This is a genomic window from Pseudomonas sp. P39-UII1, assembly GCF_039672635.1.
Classification (GTDB): Bacteria; Pseudomonadota; Gammaproteobacteria; order Pseudomonadales; family Pseudomonadaceae; genus Aquipseudomonas.
Genome location: NZ_JBDFPP010000009.1, coordinates 80,313 through 98,527, shown reverse-complemented (window position 1 = coordinate 98,527; position 18,215 = coordinate 80,313). Strand labels below are relative to the sequence as shown.

The following is an 18,215-nucleotide window of genomic DNA, read 5'->3' as shown; positions in this document are numbered from 1 at the left end:
TGAGATCGAGCGCCGCGCGGGCGGCGCTCGATCTCATGGGCACAGAACAACTCAAGGCATGCACCTCCAAGCCATCACGAAGAACAGCTGATTTCCAGGTGCTTGCCCCATTCCGGCGGCCGTTCGGCGTAGCCCTGCATGCCGGCTTGTTCCTCGAATGGCGTGCTCAGCACCTGATGCAGCCGCCGCACTTCGCTGTAATCCCCCGCTTCAGCCGCTTCGATGGCCTTTTGCGCCAGGTAGTTGCGCAGCACATACAGCGGGTTCACGGCATGCATGCGCTCACGGCGGCCTTCTGCGTTGCCGGTTTCGCGCTCGCAGCGCGCCAGGTAGTCCGCGCCCCAGGCATCGAAGCCGGCCAGGTCGATGAAGTCCTCGCGTACCACCTTCAGCGCTTCGGCGGCCGGCTGCTCGCCCAGCTTGCGGAAGAACAGGTTGTAGTCCACACCACCGCTCTGCATGCGCTGCAGCAGGCGCTCGACCAGCGCCATGTCGTCGTCCTCGGCATTGGTAAGGCCCAGTCGCCGGCGCATCAAGTCCAGGTAATGCGCCTGGTACAGGGGCAGGAACAGCCCCAGCGCCTCCTTCAATGGCTCGACCTCGATCACCGTGGTCAGGGCCTGGGCCAGGGCGCTCAGGTTCCAGTGGGCGATCGGTACCTGGTTGGCGTAGCTGTAGCGGCCGCGATCATCGGAATGGTTGCAGATGAAATTGGCGTCGAAGTCGTCGAGGAAAGCGTAAGGGCCGAAATCGAAGGTGATGCCCAGGATAGACATGTTGTCGGTGTTCATCACCCCGTGGCAGAACCCGTAGGCCTGCCAGCGCGCTATCAGCTCGGCGTTGCGCTCGACGATGGTGCGGAACATGGCCAGGTATGGCTGCTCGGCCGCGCGGCACTCGGGGTAGTGTTGCTCCAGCACATGGTCGATCAGCACACGCTGCTGTTCTGGCTGCTTGGTGTAGTAGAAGTATTCGAAATGGCCAAAGCGCACGTGGCTCTGCGCGACGCGGGTGAGCATGGCGGCACGCTCTTGGGTTTCGCGCCATACCGGGGTGCTGGAGCCGATCACGCATAACGCCCGGCTGCTGGGGATGCCCAGGGCATGCAGGGCTTCGGAGGCAAGGAATTCACGTATCGACGAGCGCAGCACGGCGCGGCCGTCACCCATGCGTGAGTACGGCGTCTGGCCGGCGCCCTTGAGGTGCAGGTCCCAATGCTCGCCCGCTTCGTTGAGCACCTCGGCCAGCAGCAAGCCGCGGCCATCGCCCAGGCGGGGGTTGTATGAGCCGAACTGGTGGCCGGAATAGACCATCGCGCGCGGGTCGGCCTCTTCCCAGAGTTTCTGGCCGCTGAACACTTCAGCGAACAGGGCCGAATCGGCCTGGGCTGGGTCCAGGTCGAGCAAGGCCATGGCCGACTCGCTTGCCACCACCAGGCGCGGCTCTGCGATGGGTTCGGGCAGGACCTGGGTGGAGAACGCATCGCCCAGGCGGGCGAAGCGGTTGTCGAAGGTGAGTTGGTCGAGGGCTTTCACGGGCTGCTCCTGGGGTTCAGCACAGAATAAAGCATTCGAGCCCACTCAGGCCTGTGCAGTGCCATCGGGTTTTGGCTGTTCCACAGGTATCAGCTGCTGCTTGCCACCTTTGGTGTCCATCAGGAACACCTCGACCTGGCGCACCGAGATCTTGATGTCGTGGGCCTTGAACTCGCGGTTGATGTAGCGGTTGATCTCGTCGAGCGTCGGGTTGCGGTCGCCCAGGTCGCGTACGTGCATGCGCAGTTCGTGGTCCAGCGAGCTTTCGCCGAAGTTGAGGAAGTACACGATCGGCTCCGGGTCCTTGAGCACCCTTGGGTTCTCATGGGCGCCCTTGAGCAGCAGGTCGCGCACCAGGTCCAGGTCGGAGCCGTAGTCGATGCCCAGCTTCAGCGTCACCCGGGTGACCGTGTCGGTCAGCGACCAGTTGATCAGCTGGCCGGTGATGAAGGTCTTGTTGGGGACAATGATGTCCTTGCGGTCGAAGTCGGTGATGGTCGTGGCGCGGATGCGGATCTTGCTGACCGTACCGGACAGGTTGCCGATGGTGATGGTGTCGCCGATGCGCACCGGGCGCTCGAACAGGATCATGATGCCGGAGATGAAGTTGGCGAAGATCTCCTGCATGCCGAAGCCCAGGCCCACCGACAGCGCTGCTACCAGCCACTGCAGCTTGTCCCAGCTCACCCCCAGGGTCGACAGGGTGCTGACGATACCGATGCCGACGATGGTGTACGACAGCAGCGTGGTGGTGGCGTAGGCGCTGCCCTGGGCCAGGTTCAGGCGTGACAGCACCAGCACTTCAAGCAAGCCGGGCAAGTTGCCGGCCAGGGCAAAGGTAATGCCGACGATCACCAGCGCGCCGAGCAGGTCGCCGAGGCTGATCGGCACCATGCTGGCGGCGCTGCCGGTGCCGCTGGTGTACTCGTACAGGGTGAAGTTGTTGAGGTATGAGAACACCGAGATCAGGTCCGACCATACCCAGTACAGGCCAGCAATGAAGCCGCCGAGCAAGGCCAGGCGGATCAGGCGCAACGACTGCTGGTTGACCTGTTCGATGTCCAGTGTGGGCTCTTCGGTGATGACTTCGCCATCCAGCCCCTCCTTGGCTGCCGCACGTTTGCTCAGGGCACGCTGGTAGGCCAGGCGCCGTGCGGCCACCGACAGCCCACGGACGAACGCGGCCTCGATCACCAGCCAGAACATCAGCAGGTACAGGGTGTAGATGAGGCGGTCGGTGAGCTTGAGCGCGGTGTAGTAGTAGCCGAAGCACACCGCCACGAACAAGGCGATCGGCAAGGCGGTGAAGGCGACCCCGACGGCCCTGCGGAACAATGAGGTGTCGCGGTGCGCCGGGCTGCTGGCCAGCAGGCGGCTGAGCAACCAGGCCATCAGGGCATAGCAGGTGAGCACCACGCCGATGCCCAGGACGTCCTCGGCAAGCGCCGAAGGCTGATGTTCAGCCACCGCCACTACGCCGACCAGGGCCAGCACCACGGTGCCCAGCCGGCGTACCCAGCCTCGCAGGAACTCGACCTGCGGCTTGTGCCAGCGGAAGTGGATTTCCGCCACGCCGCCGGGGGCAAGGATGCGATAGGCGGTATAGAACACCAGCCAGGCCTGCGCCAGCTGCCACAGTGCAGCGCCCAGGTTGGCGTTCTGCCCGCGGGCGTCGATCTGCAGGGCGTAGCTGCACAGCGCCAGGCCGAGACTCACCGGCATCGCCAAAAGAATGTTGATCAGGATGGCCTGCGGCGTGTGCCACTGGCTGTCACGGCGGAAATGGCCGATGTCCTGGTGCACCTTGCTCAGCCGCTGGTACAGGTATTTGCGGCGCCACAGCAGGGCGCCGATCACCAGCAGCAAGGGCAGGAACAGCAAGGGGCGCTGGCTCAGGCCGTCGCCCAGCTCCTTGAGGCCCGAGCCCCAGGGCAGGTCGGCTACCTGTTTGGCAAAGCGTTCCGGGACATATTTCAACCAGTCCCAGTCCAGCGGCTTGTTGCTGGGGATCCAGAACATCTGCTCGTCGAGGGTGGTGCGCAGGCCTTGCGCGGTGCCGAGCAGCTGCTTCTGGTTGAGCTGCAGGGTGATCGATTCGTTGAGCAGCGCCGACAGTTCACGGTTCAGGCGTTCGAGCAGGTCGCTGCGGGTAATCGCCACTTCCAGCAGGGCTTTGCGCAGGGCAGGGGTGACGTCTTCCTGCGGCTGGCTGGCCAGCAGCTTGTCGACATAGGTCACCGGGCTGCTCATCTGCTCGCGCTGCTGGTTGATCTCGAACTGGTACAGGCGGATATCGGCAATCTGGTCAGCCAGGTCGCGGTCGAGCTTCAGGTGCGGCAGCGCCTGTTTTTGTTTGTAGAGGATCTTCGACAGCAGCAGGCTGCCCTTGAGCACGCTGATTTGCTCGTCCAGCGCCTGGTCGGCCTGGGTCAGGCTGTCGAGCTGCTGTTTGGTGCGCAGGTTCTGCTGGGTCAGCTCGTTGAGGCGGTCGGTGCTCTTGAGCAGGTAATCGGACAGCTTCAGGTTGGCCGCGCTTTCACTGGCCAGCAGGCTGCTGCCGCCGGCTTTCTGGGCTTCGATCGACTGCTGGGTGACCGTCTGCTGCGATTGCGCCAGGCGCTTTTCGTTGATCAGCGTCTGCAGGTCCTGGATTTCCTGTTCCAGGCGGGCGGCGCGTTCGACCAGCAGGTCATGGCGGGCATTGCCGAGGTCTTGCAGCAGGCCGTTGCCGGCCAGTTCCTGGCGGCGTAGCAGGGTCACCGCGTTGATTGAGGCCAGTTCGGCAGCAAGCTGGTTGCGCTGGTCGGCATTGATCGATTTGCCGCCGTCCTTGCCGCTTTTGAGGATGTTGTTGATCTGCTGGCTGCGCGTCTGGTTGTTGCTGATTTCAGCCTGGGCGCGTTCGGGGCGTGTCTGCGAATTGATGATCAGGCTGTTGGCATCCGACAGCGCCTTTTGCAGCTCGCCCTGCTGGGTGTTGCGCTCGCTGAGCATCTGCTCCAGCTGCGGCACGTTGAGGCTGGCGTAGCGCTGGGCGACCGGTTGCGGTTTGCTGTCCTTGAGCTTGGCCAGCTCCTTTTGGCTGTCGCTGGTCTCTTTCGGCGCGCCGGCCAGCTGCTGCTTGAGCGCAGCCAGCTTCTTCTCGCTGTCTTCCTTGTTGGCGAGCAGGCTCAGCGTCTGTTCGAGTACCTGTTGCAAAGCCTTCTGATCGGCTTCGGGCAGCTTGCGTTCGGCGATCTTGTCGAGGCTGTGCTGGATGCTGGCAGCGGTAGGTGCTTCGGCGGCGGTAGCCGCGAACGAAAGGGACAGACACAGCCCGAACAGGGCTGTGCGAAGGTACACGCGCAGGGACATAGGCAGACTACTTGTGGATCAGGCGGTAACGGAGTTTAGAGGAACAATCCTGGTCCGGGTCGCGTTCCTTCGGGGAATCTGACGCCCACTTTCTGGATCTTGTTCCCGTCCATGGTCGCCACGGTCCAGATCGTGCCGTGCCATTCGACCTGGTCGCCTACTACTGGAGCGCCTCCGACCTTCTGTCGGATGAACTGCGCCAGCGGCATTTTTGCGTCCAGGCCGTCGAGTTTCAGGCCGTAAAGCGCAGCCACAGCACCCAGTTCAGCATCGCCTTCGAGCACGAAGTCGCCGAAGAAGCGCAGGTCCAGGCCGCGCTGCGGCGCCTGGCTGAACAGCTTGCCCAGTGCCGGCAGGTTGTGTTCGTGGCCGATTACGCAAAGCATGTCGCCCACCTCGAGCACGGTACTGCCCGAGGGGTGCAGCAACTGCTCGCCACGGAACAGCGCAGCGATACGGGTGCCCTCGGGCATCTTCAGCTCGCGCAGGGCGGCGCCGATGCACCACTTTTCCGCACCCAGGCGGTAGACGAACAGCTCCCACTCGCTGGTGATGTGCACCTCAAGGGCAGAGCGCGAAATGGGCGCAGGGTCCGGCGGTACCGTGACCTTCAGCAGCTTGGCCATCCAGGGCAGGCTGGTGCCCTGTACCAGCAGCGAAACCAGCACGATGAAGAACGCCAGGTTGAAGAACAGCTGCGCGTCCGGCAGCCCGGCCATCAGCGGGAACACTGCCAGAATGATCGGTACCGCACCGCGCAGCCCTACCCAGGAAATGAAGCCTTTTTCGCGGCCGTGGAAGGCCTTGAACGGCAGCAGGGCGGCTACCACCGACAACGGCCGGGCAATCAGGATCATCCACAGCGCCAGGCCCAGCGCCGGCAGGGCGATGGGCAGCAAATCGTGCGGGGTGACCAGCAGCCCGAGCACCAGGAACATGCCGATCTGTGCCAGCCAGGCCATGCCGTCGAGCATGTGCAGGATGCCGTGGCGGCTGCGGATCGGTTTGTTGCCCAGCACCAGGCCGCACAGGTAAACGGCGAGGAAGCCGCTGCCATGCAGGGCGTTGGTCAGCGAGAACACCACCAGGCCACCGGCGACCACCAGGATCGGGTACAGGCCGCCGGCCAGGTTGATCCGGTTGACCAGCTGCAGCATCAGCCAGCCGCCGCCCAGGCCGAGCAGGCCACCGATGCCGAATTCGCGCAGCAGGTGGGTCAGCAGGCTCCAGTGCAGGCCGGTCTGGCCGCTGGCGATCATGTCGATCAACGTGACCGTGAGGAATACGGCCATCGGGTCGTTGCTGCCCGATTCGATTTCCAGCGTGGCGGTAACCCGTTCGTTCAGGCCTTTGCCGCCGAGCAGCGAGAACACCGCCGCAGCGTCGGTGGAGCCGACGATCGCGCCGATCAGCAGGCCCTGTATCAGGCTGAGGTTGAACAACCAGGCGGCAACCAGGCCGGTGAGGGCGGTGGTGATCATCACCCCTACCGTGGCCAGCGAAAGGGCCGGCCACAAGGCCACGCGGAAGCTGGCCACCCGCGTGCGCAGGCCGCCGTCCAGCAGGATCACTGCAAGTGCCAGGTTGCCCACCAGATAGGCGGTCGGGTAGTTGTTGAAGATGATGCCGCCACCGTCCACGCCGGCGACCATGCCGACGGCCAGGATGATGACCAGGATCGGGATGCCCAGGCGCGACGACAGCGAACTGACCAGGATACTTGCGCCCACCAGCAATGCGCCGATCAAGAACAGGCTGTTGATGGTGCTTGCATCCAAAGGCAGGTACTCCGGGACAGCGCGGGAAAAGGGACTTGCTGGAAAGGTCTAGCAGGTCGCGTGCCAATCGATTCTAACCTGATGAATTGGCAGCATGTAAAGCGTTTCTGCAGATGTAGAAAAGGCACCGCGGTGGGTGCCTTTTCTTGTGTTGCGTATGTGCGCCCCATCGCCGGCAAGCCGGCTCCCACAGGATGCTCACAGGCCAGAGGGCGGCGCTGTACCTGTGGGAGCCGGGTTGCCGGCGATGAGGCCGGTGCTGATCAGCCCTGCTTCACTTCACGCATCGGCTTGCCCTTCACCGGCGCACCGTTGGCCACGTAGTACTTGGCGGTGCTGCGCGGTAGTGGCTTGCGGCCACGGATCTTGTCCGAAATCTTCTCGGCAATCATGATCGTGGTGGCGTTAAGGTTGCCGGTGATGATGATCGGCATGATCGAGGCATCGACCACACGCAGGCCCTGCATACCGTGCACGCGGCCTTCGCCATCGACCACCGCCATGTCGTCGGTACCCATCTTGCACGAGCAGGACGGGTGGAAGGCGGTTTCGGCGTGCTCGCGGATGAACTTGTCCAGCTGCTCGTCGGTTTGCACATCGGCGCCCGGGCTGATCTCGCGGCCACGGTAGGGGTCCAGCGCTGGCTGGGCCATGATTTCCCGGGTCAGACGGATACCGTCACGGAACTCCTGCCAGTCCTGCTCGGTGGCCATGTAGTTGAACAGGATGCTCGGGTGCTGGCGCGGGTCCTTGGACTTGGCCTGGATGCGGCCACGGCTTGGCGAACGCATCGAGCCCATGTGCGCCTGGAAGCCATGCTCCTTCACGCCATTGGAACCGTTGTAATTGATCGCTACCGGCAGGAAGTGGTACTGGATGTTCGGCCACTCGAATTCAGGGCGGGTACGGATGAAACCACCGGCCTCGAACTGGTTGCTGGCGCCGATGCCGGTGCCGTTGAACAGCCACTCGGCACCAATGGCCGGCTGGTTCCACCACAGCAGCGACGGGTACAGCGACACCGGCTGGGTGCAGGCGTACTGCAGATACAACTCGAGGTGGTCCTGCAGGTTTTCGCCGACGCCCGGCAGGTCGTGCACAACCGGGATGTCGAGGCTTTCCAGCAGGGCGCGCGGGCCCACACCGGAGCGCTGCAGCAGTTGCGGCGAAGCGATGGCGCCGGAGCTGACGATTACTTCCTTGCGGGCACGGGCTTCGACGCGCTCTTCGCTGTCGCCAACCAGGTAGGTCACACCAACGGCGCGCTTGCCGTCGAACAGTACGCGATCGCTCAGGGCGTGGGTGACGATGGTCAGGTTAGGGCGCTTCTTGGCCTGGTCCAGGTAACCGCGTGCGGTGCTGGAACGGCGACCGTTCTTGGTCACCGAACGGTCCATCGGGCCGAAACCTTCCTGCTGGTAGCCGTTCAGGTCTTCGGTGCGTGGGTAACCGGCCTGTACGCCGGCCTCGACCATGGCGTGGAACAGCGGGTTGTTGCCGGCCTTTGGCGTAGCAACGCTGACCGGGCCTTCGCCGCCGTGGTAGTCGTTGGGGCCGATGTCACGGGTTTCCGCTTTGCGGAAGTACGGCAGGCAGTCAAGGTAGGTCCAGTCTTCCAGGCCTGGCAGTTCTGCCCAGCCGTCGAAGTCCATGGCGTTACCGCGGATGTAGCACATGCCGTTGATCAGCGAAGAGCCACCCAGGCCCTTGCCGCGGCCACATTCCATGCGGCGGCCGTCCATGTGCGGCTCTGGGTCGGTCTCGTAGGCCCAGTTGTAGCGGCGGCCCTGCAGCGGGAAGGCCAGTGCGGCCGGCATCTGGGTGCGGAAGTCGAAGCGGTAGTCGGGGCCACCGGCTTCGAGCAGCAGTACGGTGACGCTGGCGTCTTCGGTCAGGCGGGTGGCCAGGGTGTTACCGGCGGAGCCGGCACCGACGATGATGTAATCGAATTCTTGGGACATGTAAGTACCCTCGTTTGCGGTGTGATCAGGGAGCGGAAACGCCCGTGCGCAATGGCACGGGCGTGGCTAGACAGGGTTTAGAAAACCGAGTTGTAGCCGCCCAGCTCGACCTGGACCGACTTGATGCGAGTGTATTGAGCCAGCGAGCTGACGCCGTTTTCACGGCCCACGCCCGACTGCTTGTAGCCACCAACCGGCATTTCGGCCGGCGATTCACCCCAGGCGTTGATCCAGCAGATGCCGGCTTCAAGCTTGTGGATGATGCGGTGGGCGCGGGTGATGTCGTTGGTGCACACGCCAGCGGCCAGGCCGTAATCGGTGTCGTTGGCGCGGCGGATGACTTCCTCTTCGGTCTCGTAGCTCAGGATGCTCATCACCGGGCCGAAGATCTCTTCCTTGACGATGGTCATGTCGTCGGTGCAGTCGGTGAACACGGTCGGGGCCACGAAGGCGCCCTTGGCCAGATCACCTTCGGTCAGACGCTCGCCACCGCACAGTACGCGGGCACCTTCTTCTTTACCCTTGGCGATGTAGCCCAGCACGCTTTCCATGTGCTGGAAGCTGACCAGCGGGCCGAAGTTGGTGTTTTCGTCTTCAGGGTTGCCAATACGGATGCGCGCTACGCGCTCGGCGATCTTGGCTTCGAAGGCGGCTTTCATCTCGGCAGGGATGAACACGCGGGTGCCGTTGGTGCAGACCTGGCCGGAGCTGTAGAAGTTGGCCATCATGGCGATGTCGGCGGCCTTGTCCAGGTCGGCGTCGGCGCAGATGATCAGTGGCGACTTGCCGCCCAGTTCCATGGTGACTTCCTTGAGCGAGGAGCTCGAGGCGCTGGCCATGACTTTCTTGCCGGTGGTGGTGCCGCCGGTGAAGGAAACTTTCTCGATGCGCGGGTGCTCGGTCAGCCAGGTGCCGACTTCGCGGCCGCTGCCGGTCAGCACGTTGAACACGCCGTCCGGCAGGCCTGCTTCGGTGTAGATCTCGGCGAGTTTCAGGGTGGTCAGCGAGGTGACTTCCGAAGGCTTGAAGATCATCGCGTTGCCGGCAGCCAGGGCTGGAGCGGATTTCCACAGGGCGATCTGGATCGGGTAGTTCCAGGCGCCGATACCGACGGTCACACCCAGCGGCTCGCGGCGGGTGTAGACGAAGGAGCTTTCACGCAGCGGGATCTGCTCGCCTTCGATGGCCGGTACCAGGCCTGCGTAGTACTCCAGCACGTCGGCGCCGGTGACGATGTCGACGTAGCGGGTTTCCGAGTACGACTTGCCGGTGTCCAGGGTTTCCAACTGGGCCAGTTCGTCGTTGCGCTCGCGCAGGATGTCGACGGCACGGCGCAGGATGCGCGAACGCTGCATGGCGGTCATCGCGGCCCAGATTTTCTGGCCGCGCTCGGCGCTTTCGACGGCTTTTTCGACGTCGGCCTGAGTGGCGCGCTGCACATGGGCGAGGACTTCGCCGGTGGCCGGGTTGATGGCTTCGAAGGTGGCGTCGGTGCCAGCGTCGACATAACCGCCATCAATGTAGAGTTTTTGCGTTCCGAAACGGGCCATAGTGTCCTCGCAAGTGCAGTGTGTGGTTGGCTTGCGCGTCACGCTCCTGCCGTGTTGGCAAGGGCCGTGCGCGCTTGTTCAGCGGCCTGGTCCGATGTGTCCAGGGTGTGCTGTTTAGCCAGTTGTAGATCCATGTATTCGTATGCAATCCGTATCGCCTGGTCGGTGTCGAATGCATCTCCCGACAGGGCGCCACGCAGCCACAAGCCGTCGATCAGGGCCGCCAGGCCGCGGGCGGCCTTGCGCGCATGGTATAGCGGCAGGACGCGGCGGAACTGGCAGCACAGGTTGGAGTAAAGGCGGTGATCGTTGATCCGCTGCAACCTGTGCAAATCGGGCTGGTGCATGCTGGAAGCCCAGAAGGCCAACCAGGTTTTCATTGCCGGGCCGTTCACCTGGCTGGCATCGAAGTTACCTTCGATGATCACCTTCAGGTGGGCACGCGGGCTGTCGTCCGTCAGGGCCTGGCGACGTGCTCTAACGCCTTCGTTGAGCATGTTCATGATGTAACCCATCGTCGCTGCGATCAGGCCGTTCTTGTCCCGAAAGTAGTGACTGATGATGCCGTTCGACACGCCGGCCAAACGGGCAATGAGCGCAATGCTGGCATCTCCCAGCCCCACCTGATCGACCGCTAGCAGGGTGGCTTCGATCAATTGCTGGCGGCGGATGGGTTGCATACCGACCTTGGGCATCTTGCATTCTCCTCAGGCCTGACAAGCAGACGACAAGCGGCTGACTCGGCGAAGGCCAGTCTATTTTGTTTTGATTGAACGTTCAATCAATAAAGAATAAGCTCTGCGACAATTTGTGCCATTGACAGTTTTTCAGGCTGCTTCGAGCGCACGGATTGACACCCCAGGAAATCGCGTAACCCCCGGAATACAAGGCGTTGACGGGCATGAGCGATGCGAAATGCAGATTCTGCCGAACGGTCATCGACCTGCGGCGGGCCCTTGGAGCGGGCGGGGTGCTCTGTGACGAATGCGCGCACCACGCTGTTGAGTGCGGCATTTATTGCAGACCACCTGTCTGTTTTTTTGCAACGTATCGATTCGGGATCACGGTTTCCAGGGTGCTTTTATAACACCTGACGCAGTGGGGGTATTCCACCAATTGCTCGGGAAAAGACTGATTAGCCTCCATAAGCCGTACTGCCCGGAGCATTCGTGCAATGAGTTCTGCCTCCCTAACCAAACCCCCCGCCGAGAGGGTACGGGTCAATCGCGTGGTGTTCTTCACCTCCGCGCTGATGATCCTCGTTCTGACTGCCTTGCTGATCGCTGTACCCGATACTGCCGGCCAAGTGCTGGGCGTAGCCCAGAAGTGGCTGACGCGCACTTTCGGCTGGTACTACATGCTGGTGATCTGCGGCTACCTGCTGTTTGTGGTTTTCCTGGCGTTCTCCGACTACGGCAAGCTCAAGCTTGGCGGCAAGGACGACCAGCCCGACTTCAGCTACGGGGCCTGGGCGGGCATGTTGTTCTCCTCTGGTATCGGTATCTCGCTGCTGTACTTCGGCGCCTCCGAGCCGCTGGACCACTACTTCAACCCACCTGAAGGCACGCCCGCCAGCCTCGAGGCCGCGCGCCAGGGCCTGCAGCTGACCTTCCTGCACTGGGGCCTGCACGGCTGGGCGATTTACGCCCTGGTCGGCCTGGCCGTGGGTTACTTCGCCTACCGCCACAATCAGCCGCTGGCACTGCGCTCGGCGCTGTACCCGCTGGTGGGTGAGCGCTGGGTCAAGGGTGCTGCCGGCAACGCGGTGGACATCTTCGGCATGTTCGTTACCCTGCTGGGCCTGGTAACCAACCTGGGTATCGGCTCGATGCAGGTGTCTTCGGGCCTGGAATACCTGTTCGGCATGGACCACAGCAAAACCAACCTGCTGGTAGTGATCCTGGTCATGGCCGGTGTGGCGACGGTGGCTGCGGTGTCGGGCGTGGAGAACGGCATTCGCCGCCTGTCCAACCTGAACATCATGCTGTTCAGCGGCCTGCTGATCTTCGTGCTGCTGGGCGGCGAAACCCTGCACTTGCTCAACGGCCTGGTGCAGAACGTCGGCGACTACCTCAATGGCATCGTGCTGAAGACCTTCGACCTGTACGTCTACGAAGGCGAAGCCGGCAAGTCCGAGCGCTGGCTTGGCCTGTGGACCGTGTTCTACTGGGCCTGGTGGATCTCCTGGGGCCCGTTCGTCGGTATGTTCATCGCGCGTATCTCCAAGGGCCGCACCGTGCGCCAGCTGGTCATGGGCGTGCTGCTGATCCCGCTGGGCTTCACCCTGGCCTGGCTGTCGATCTTCGGCAACACCGCACTGGACCTGGTGATCAACCAGGGCGCCGTGGAGCTGGGCAAGACTGCCCTCGAACAGCCGTCGATGTCGATCTACCAACTGCTTGAATACTTCCCGGCCGCCAAGATCGTGATCGGTGTGGCGGTGTTCGTCGGCTTCGTGCTGTTCCTTACCCCGGCCGACTCCGGTGCGGTAATGATGGCCAACCTGTCGTGCACAGGCGGCAAGGTGGACGAAGACGCGCCGCACTGGATGGTGGTGTTCTGGTCGGTGATCATCACCCTGGTTACCATCGGCCTGCTGTTCGCCGGTAACTTCGAAGCCATGCAGACCATGGTGGTACTGGCCGGCCTGCCGTTCTCGGTGGTGCTGGTGTTGTTCATGTTCGGCTTGTACAAGGCCATGAAGCAGGATGTGGCGGTCGAGCAGGAGCGCGCCGAGCTGGCCGCCCGTGGCCGCCGCGGCTTCAGCGAGCGCCTGAGCCAGCTGGACCTGCAGCCCACCCAGGCCGTGGTGCAGCGCTTCATGGACAAGCACGTCAGCCCGGCGTTGAAAGAAGCCGCTGCACAGCTGCAGGGCTTGGGCTTCGAAGTGGAAACCCGCTTTGGCCAATCGCGCAACCTGATGGGCTTGCGGGTGATGATGGAAGAGGGCAACCCATTCGTCTACGAAGTGAGCCTTGACGGCTACACGGCCGCGCCCAGCGAAGCGCCGGTCGACGGTGAGCCTGAGCTACGCCAGCGCTTCTACCGCGCCGAGGTCTACCTGCACGACGGCAGTCAGGAGTACGACCTGATGGGCTTTGCCCCGGAGCAGATCGTGCGGGATGTGCTCGACCAGTTCGAGAGCCATCGCCAGGTGCTGGGGCGAGTGTATAGCTGACCGGCAGTACTGGGGCCGCAGAGCGGCCCCGGCATTCTTGAGTGCACAGCATTATGCCCCCACAGCGGGGCTTTTTATTGCGCACTGATTTAGATACCCCCAGCCCCGGCAGGCACCTGCTCATCCTCATGGATCACCTCGTCCAAGGAGCTTGCCCATGCCTACACCTCTGCCCCCCTCGACCGACTACCACGCGGCCGTGCGCATCGAGTTCGCCAACCGCCCCACGCTTCGTCAGGTGGCCGATAGACAACTGCTGGTCACGCTAACCGAGCATTTGCCGCTCCTCGCCAGCGCTGACCTGCCCTCAGCGGCATCACTGTTGCTGCAGGTCCCCAATGACAACGCTTCGATGCCGGTCCCCTACCTCAGCTGGACGCCCAGGCCTCTCCTCGACTGCGTGATGGAGGTGATGCAGCAAGGGAGGACCCTAGCCTCACTGGCCGCGCCGCAGGGTGAGTTCCAGCTCAGCGTCCAGGCGCCGTATACCCTGCGTGGCGCCGATGGCCAGGCCATGCCGTTCACCGCGCTGAGCCTCACGGCGACCCTGCCGGCGCTCGAGGCGTTGTTATTGGCGTTGCCGGAGTACTTTTGCCAGGCACAAGTCGACTACTGGACCCAGCCGGGCAGCCTCGGCGTGCCGCGTGAACGCTGGCTGAGCCAGCTGATCCGCTCGGCGTTGCTCCACAACCTGCCGCTTCAAGCGCTGGACAGCCTGCAACAGGGTTGTCTGCTGGGCTTGCTGAGCGGCGGCGCGCAACAGCCATCGGTCGCTGCGGTGGAGGTTCGTCTCAGCTATGGCCGCCAGTCATTCTCGCTATTGCTGCCAGAGCTGTTGGTCGAGGGCGAGCTGGATGAAGGCAAAGCCATTCTCTGGTGCTCACCCTCCAGTGTCATCCAGGCATTCACGTCACTGGATGACTTCGCTACAGGACTCTGCAAGTCATTGGCGCAGCAATACGATTTTGACACGATGGATTGGAACCGCTATGCGCTGGAGGGAGACTGTTTTGCACAGCAATGTACGTTGCTGCTGGAAAACATGTTCGAGTCTGCCCGCCGCCTGCGCTACGTGACCTTCGCAGACGTGGCGGCCATGGAGCAGGCCTACGCTGCCACGGTAGAGCCCGCACAATGGTTCATCGAAGGCTATCAAGCGATCGACGACGTCGGGTTCGATTTGCCACCCGGGCTTACTGGGGCAGGGCCGGCGCACAGCTTTGCCTACCAGGCCGGAATGTTCGAATTGGCGCTGGCCCAGGCACAGTCGGGGGGCCGCGGAGCATTGGACGGCATTCTCGATCTGCACAGCTACGCCAGTCGGGAGCTGCGTGCGCAAATGCTGCTGGACTTCCCCGACGATGCCAATTACTTCTCCGACGACCTGAAACTGAAGCTCATCGTCGCCCGGGGCAACCCAGGGGGCGCCGGTGCCGGCGTGGGCGGTGGCCTGGTGGACCCACCTCGCTATATCAGCCTGACCGAGTTCGCCATCGGCAACCTGGTCTCGCTGCAGGGTGCGACCTTGCACTCCATAGAACATCGCCGTGGCCAGCTGATCATGGACTGGATGACGCCGGCCTATGTAAAGTCACTGGTCGAGCGGGTGGATATCGGCGCGCACTACCCCGTGTATGTGGCCCGGCAACTGGATGACGCCGAGCGCCGTCCGCTGCGCGTCCGGCATTTTGCGCGTGAGTGGCGCTGCTCGCTATTGTTCAGTGCGCTATCGGCGAGCCTGGCCGGTACCTTGAGTGACGCCGCGCTGCAGTGCGTCACCGACTACTGTCGTGGGTTGCTGGACCCCAACCTGCCTGCCAGCGTGCTGATGCCCCTGGCGTTCAGTCGCGAGCCAGGCGCTAGCCAAGCGGATCAGGTAACGGGCATGTACGTCCTGTTTTGCACTGCGCCTTCTACCGTGCTGCTTTACCGCCCGCTCTATGGCAAAGCGGCGCTCAGTGAATTCGCCAGCCTGACGCAGATGATGGAGGCCATCCGCACGCCGGGCATGTTGCAGGACAGTATTCTGGCCTGGTTACCCGACCGCGCACGGGCCGTGTACGACAACGGCGGTTTTATCGAGCCCCACCTGCAGCGTCCGATCATCGACACGTCCGTGTTGCCGGAACCGGTACAGCCGCCTCGCTTCAAGGCCCAGTTCTGGCGGGTGGATGTCGATGCCTATCTATTCAAGGCCAATCGGGACCTGCTGGTGGAGTTGGCTGACCGGCAGACGATCTCCAATGCTCAGAGCCGCTGGGCGATCCTGCTCGAAGGTGCCTGGTTGCTGTTCAATGTGGCAACCGTGTTGCTGCGCGGCCCGGTGGCTACGGTGGCGTGGCTGGTGCTGGCGTTCAAGGGGCTCAAGGACGATCTACCGGCGCTGCGCAGTGGTACTGATTTCGAGCGTTCGGCTGCAGTCGTCGACCTGCTGTTGAACGCCTCGATGGCGCTCATGCACCTGCGGCTGCCCACCCCCATCAGCCCCGCTAAGCCGCTTGCCGTCGTACGCCCGCAGCGGGTTGGGCTGCCCGCGGCCCGGGCGCTCAAGGACCTTTCCGCAGCGCAGGCCGTGCAGGGCAAGGTCGGCCTGCCAGGGGCGCTGGGCTCGCAGGTGCGCACACAGCTGGATTTCAGCTGGCGTGGCCTGCAGGGCTTCAACATGCTTGAACCAGAGCAACGCAAGGCGCTGAGCGACTTGCGCTCGCCGGCCTCGCTAAACGGTCTTCAGCCGCTTCAAGCAGGGCCGCACCGAGGGCTGTATGAAATAGCTGGGCGCTACTACGTGGGGCTGGCCGGGGATATTTACGAGGTAACGGCGGGCACCGACGGTGTTCGTGTGGTGGGGGGCGAGGGGCACAGCGGGCCATGGCTTGCGTTCGAGCATGGTCAGTGGCGCGTCGATGCCGCCTTGCGTTTGCGGGCCGGTATGCCCAAGACCCGGCGTGAGTTGCTGAGGGCGCAGAACGAGCAGCGGCTGGAGGCATTGCGCGCCGAGGAAGTACAGTGCGCCAGGCAGCACAATACCAAGGCCGAGTTGCTTAACAAGCACCGCGAGTTGTTGAAGGAGAAGGACAACCGGATCAAGGAGCTTGAGGCGAGCGAAGCACCTGACGAATTGACACGGCGGGAACTCGACCTGACCCGACGGCTGACAAAGCAGATCCGCCTCAAAGTTATTTATGAGCTCAAGGACGTGATCGACACCGATCTGGCGCACGACAATGTCATGGCCAAGCTCTACGGAATGCGGCTGGAGGATAAGCACTTTGTCACTGTCATGGTGGAACAACGCAGCACTATTCGCCAATACCTGATCGATAGCGTCTCCGCGTTTTACAACGAGTTGGCGAGCGTCATCAACAACGAAGGGCTCGATGACCTGGGCGAGCACATCAGCGTGCACCCTGAGGGCGAGACCGAAACAAGCCGGTACAAGCAGTTTCGCAGCACGCTGGAGACGGTGGTCAAGTGGGAAACCGACCTCGTCGAGATGTCCCAGGTCCTGGATCGGTTGGTAGAGCAAACCCTCAAGGATGATTCGATTCAATTCAAGAGCGAGCAGACCGGCGCGCGTATCAACAAGGACATCGAACTCAAGGAGATCATCGACAAGCGGCGGTTGTCAGCGATCGACCTCGAGTTCCGGCTGCTCCAGGACCTCGGCGAACTCTGCCTGGACCGGCTTGCCGATGTCGATGAGAGTGTGTTGCGTGATTATCACGAGTACCTGGTCGGTGAGGGCCTGAGAAGCGCAGGCAACGCCCATGGCGACCTCCACGGCAGCTCCCTGACACTTCCACAGCGGATGGAAGTACTGACCGGAGTCCTGGAAGCGTACGAAGAAGCCTTCACCATGGCCAGCTACCTGCGTAGCGTGGGTGGGGCGGCCGTACGCGTCGAGCAATTGCAGGCGTATCAAAAAGTGCTCGCCGAGCTGAAGAACGCCGCAGAAAAAGACTTGGCACAGCTGGTGAGGGAGAAAGAGCTGGAGGCCCCGCAGCTTTCCAAACCTTCGGTCTTTGCGCCCAGGGGCGGGCGGCGGCATCTGGTGCGCACCAGCAGGGGGCGCAGCGTGTTGGCGGAAGAAGTCGATGTCGACGGTGTTGCTGTCGTACAGCAGCGGGACTTTCGCACCCAGCATGTGCTCAAGACGTTTCGTCAGCAAGGCCAGGAATGGGTAGAGGACGCTACACGGGCCGCTGAACAGGCCGGCTCACCCGCATCGCCCCGAGAGCCAGCGGTCAGTCCCGCCCGTGCCCGCGCCTTGATTACCCAGGCGGATTCGGTGATCTCGCTGGCCCGCAGTTATGTCAAGGACAACGAGCCACTCAACCTGTCGACGGTCATCGACGGGCATGTCCAGAAACTTGAGCAGGTCAAGGCGACGCTCAAGGCAGCGGGTTCGGACAAGGAGTTGCTCGATGATCTCCAACATGCCATCTCTCACCTGCAAGCAGTCGAGCGTGACTTGCTGACCAGTCTCTACCTGTCGACCAACCGCCCCAATGCCAACAGCCTTCGCTATCTGGTCAAGGAGAACAAAGTGAGCATTCACCGGGCTGGTCCGCGCAAGGCACTGGCCGGGGGCGACTACCTCGATATCTACGAAGTGCGGCGGCTGCCGCGTGAAGGCCAGGCAACCGGCGAGGGATTGTGGGAGGTGCATTTCCACTATCCGGCTGCCACAACAACTGTCAGCGAGTTCAGCCGGGGGCATCTGAAGCTCTGGTCGCAGCGCAAACTAGGGCGACAGGCGCAAATGCGCGCTGCCACTTCGGGCCGGGAGTTACTGGATATCTACCGTGCCGAATTGCGCTTGCGCGACATCGAAGGCGTCATTGAACTGAGCTGATCCG

Annotated in this window: 8 protein-coding genes; 2 read left to right on the top strand and 6 right to left on the bottom strand. The window is 62.9% G+C overall.

Annotated elements, in window-relative coordinates:
* Positions 1–74: 74 nt before the first annotated feature.
* From ABEH27_RS13860 to betI, 6 genes are all read right to left on the bottom strand, one after another.
* Positions 75–1,535, bottom strand: coding sequence for a protein adenylyltransferase SelO (locus ABEH27_RS13860; protein ID WP_346614126.1), 1,461 nt, complete (start codon positions 1,533–1,535; stop codon positions 75–77).
* Positions 1,536–1,580: 45 nt separating this feature from the next.
* Positions 1,581–4,889, bottom strand: coding sequence for a mechanosensitive channel MscK (gene mscK / locus ABEH27_RS13855; RefSeq protein WP_346614125.1), 3,309 nt, complete (start codon positions 4,887–4,889; stop codon positions 1,581–1,583).
* A gap of 35 nt (positions 4,890–4,924) precedes the next feature.
* On the bottom strand, positions 4,925–6,667 hold the full coding sequence (locus tag ABEH27_RS13850) for a potassium/proton antiporter (protein WP_346614124.1): 1,743 nt from the start codon (positions 6,665–6,667) through the stop codon (positions 4,925–4,927).
* A gap of 263 nt (positions 6,668–6,930) precedes the next feature.
* Positions 6,931–8,628: a choline dehydrogenase gene (gene betA, locus ABEH27_RS13845; protein ID WP_346614123.1), complete on the bottom strand. Its 1,698-nt coding sequence runs from the start codon at positions 8,626–8,628 to the stop codon at positions 6,931–6,933.
* A gap of 77 nt (positions 8,629–8,705) precedes the next feature.
* On the bottom strand, positions 8,706–10,178 hold the full coding sequence (betB, locus tag ABEH27_RS13840; protein ID WP_346614122.1) for a betaine-aldehyde dehydrogenase: 1,473 nt from the start codon (positions 10,176–10,178) through the stop codon (positions 8,706–8,708).
* 38 nt (positions 10,179–10,216) lie between these two features.
* A complete protein-coding gene (gene betI, locus ABEH27_RS13835) occupies positions 10,217–10,873 on the bottom strand; it encodes a transcriptional regulator BetI (protein ID WP_346614121.1) in 657 nt (218 codons plus the stop codon).
* A gap of 536 nt (positions 10,874–11,409) precedes the next feature.
* On the opposite strand from betI, the gene ABEH27_RS13830 reads away from it, so the two are divergent.
* On the top strand, positions 11,410–13,356 hold the full coding sequence (locus tag ABEH27_RS13830) for a BCCT family transporter (RefSeq protein ID WP_346614220.1): 1,947 nt from the start codon (positions 11,410–11,412) through the stop codon (positions 13,354–13,356).
* Between the two features lie 157 nt (positions 13,357–13,513).
* Positions 13,514–18,211, top strand: coding sequence for a DUF6543 domain-containing protein (locus ABEH27_RS13825; protein ID WP_346614120.1), 4,698 nt, complete (start codon positions 13,514–13,516; stop codon positions 18,209–18,211).
* Positions 18,212–18,215 lie beyond the last annotated feature (4 nt).

Coding starts and splice junctions, on each gene's coding strand:
- betI (WP_346614121.1), bottom strand. CDS start 10,873: ATGCCCAAGGTCGGTATGCAACCCATCCGCCGCCAGCAATTGATCGAA.
- ABEH27_RS13825 (WP_346614120.1), top strand. CDS start 13,514: ATGCCTACACCTCTGCCCCCCTCGACCGACTACCACGCGGCCGTGCGC.
- betA (WP_346614123.1), bottom strand. CDS start 8,628: ATGTCCCAAGAATTCGATTACATCATCGTCGGTGCCGGCTCCGCCGGT.
- betB (WP_346614122.1), bottom strand. CDS start 10,178: ATGGCCCGTTTCGGAACGCAAAAACTCTACATTGATGGCGGTTATGTC.
- mscK (WP_346614125.1), bottom strand. CDS start 4,889: ATGTCCCTGCGCGTGTACCTTCGCACAGCCCTGTTCGGGCTGTGTCTG.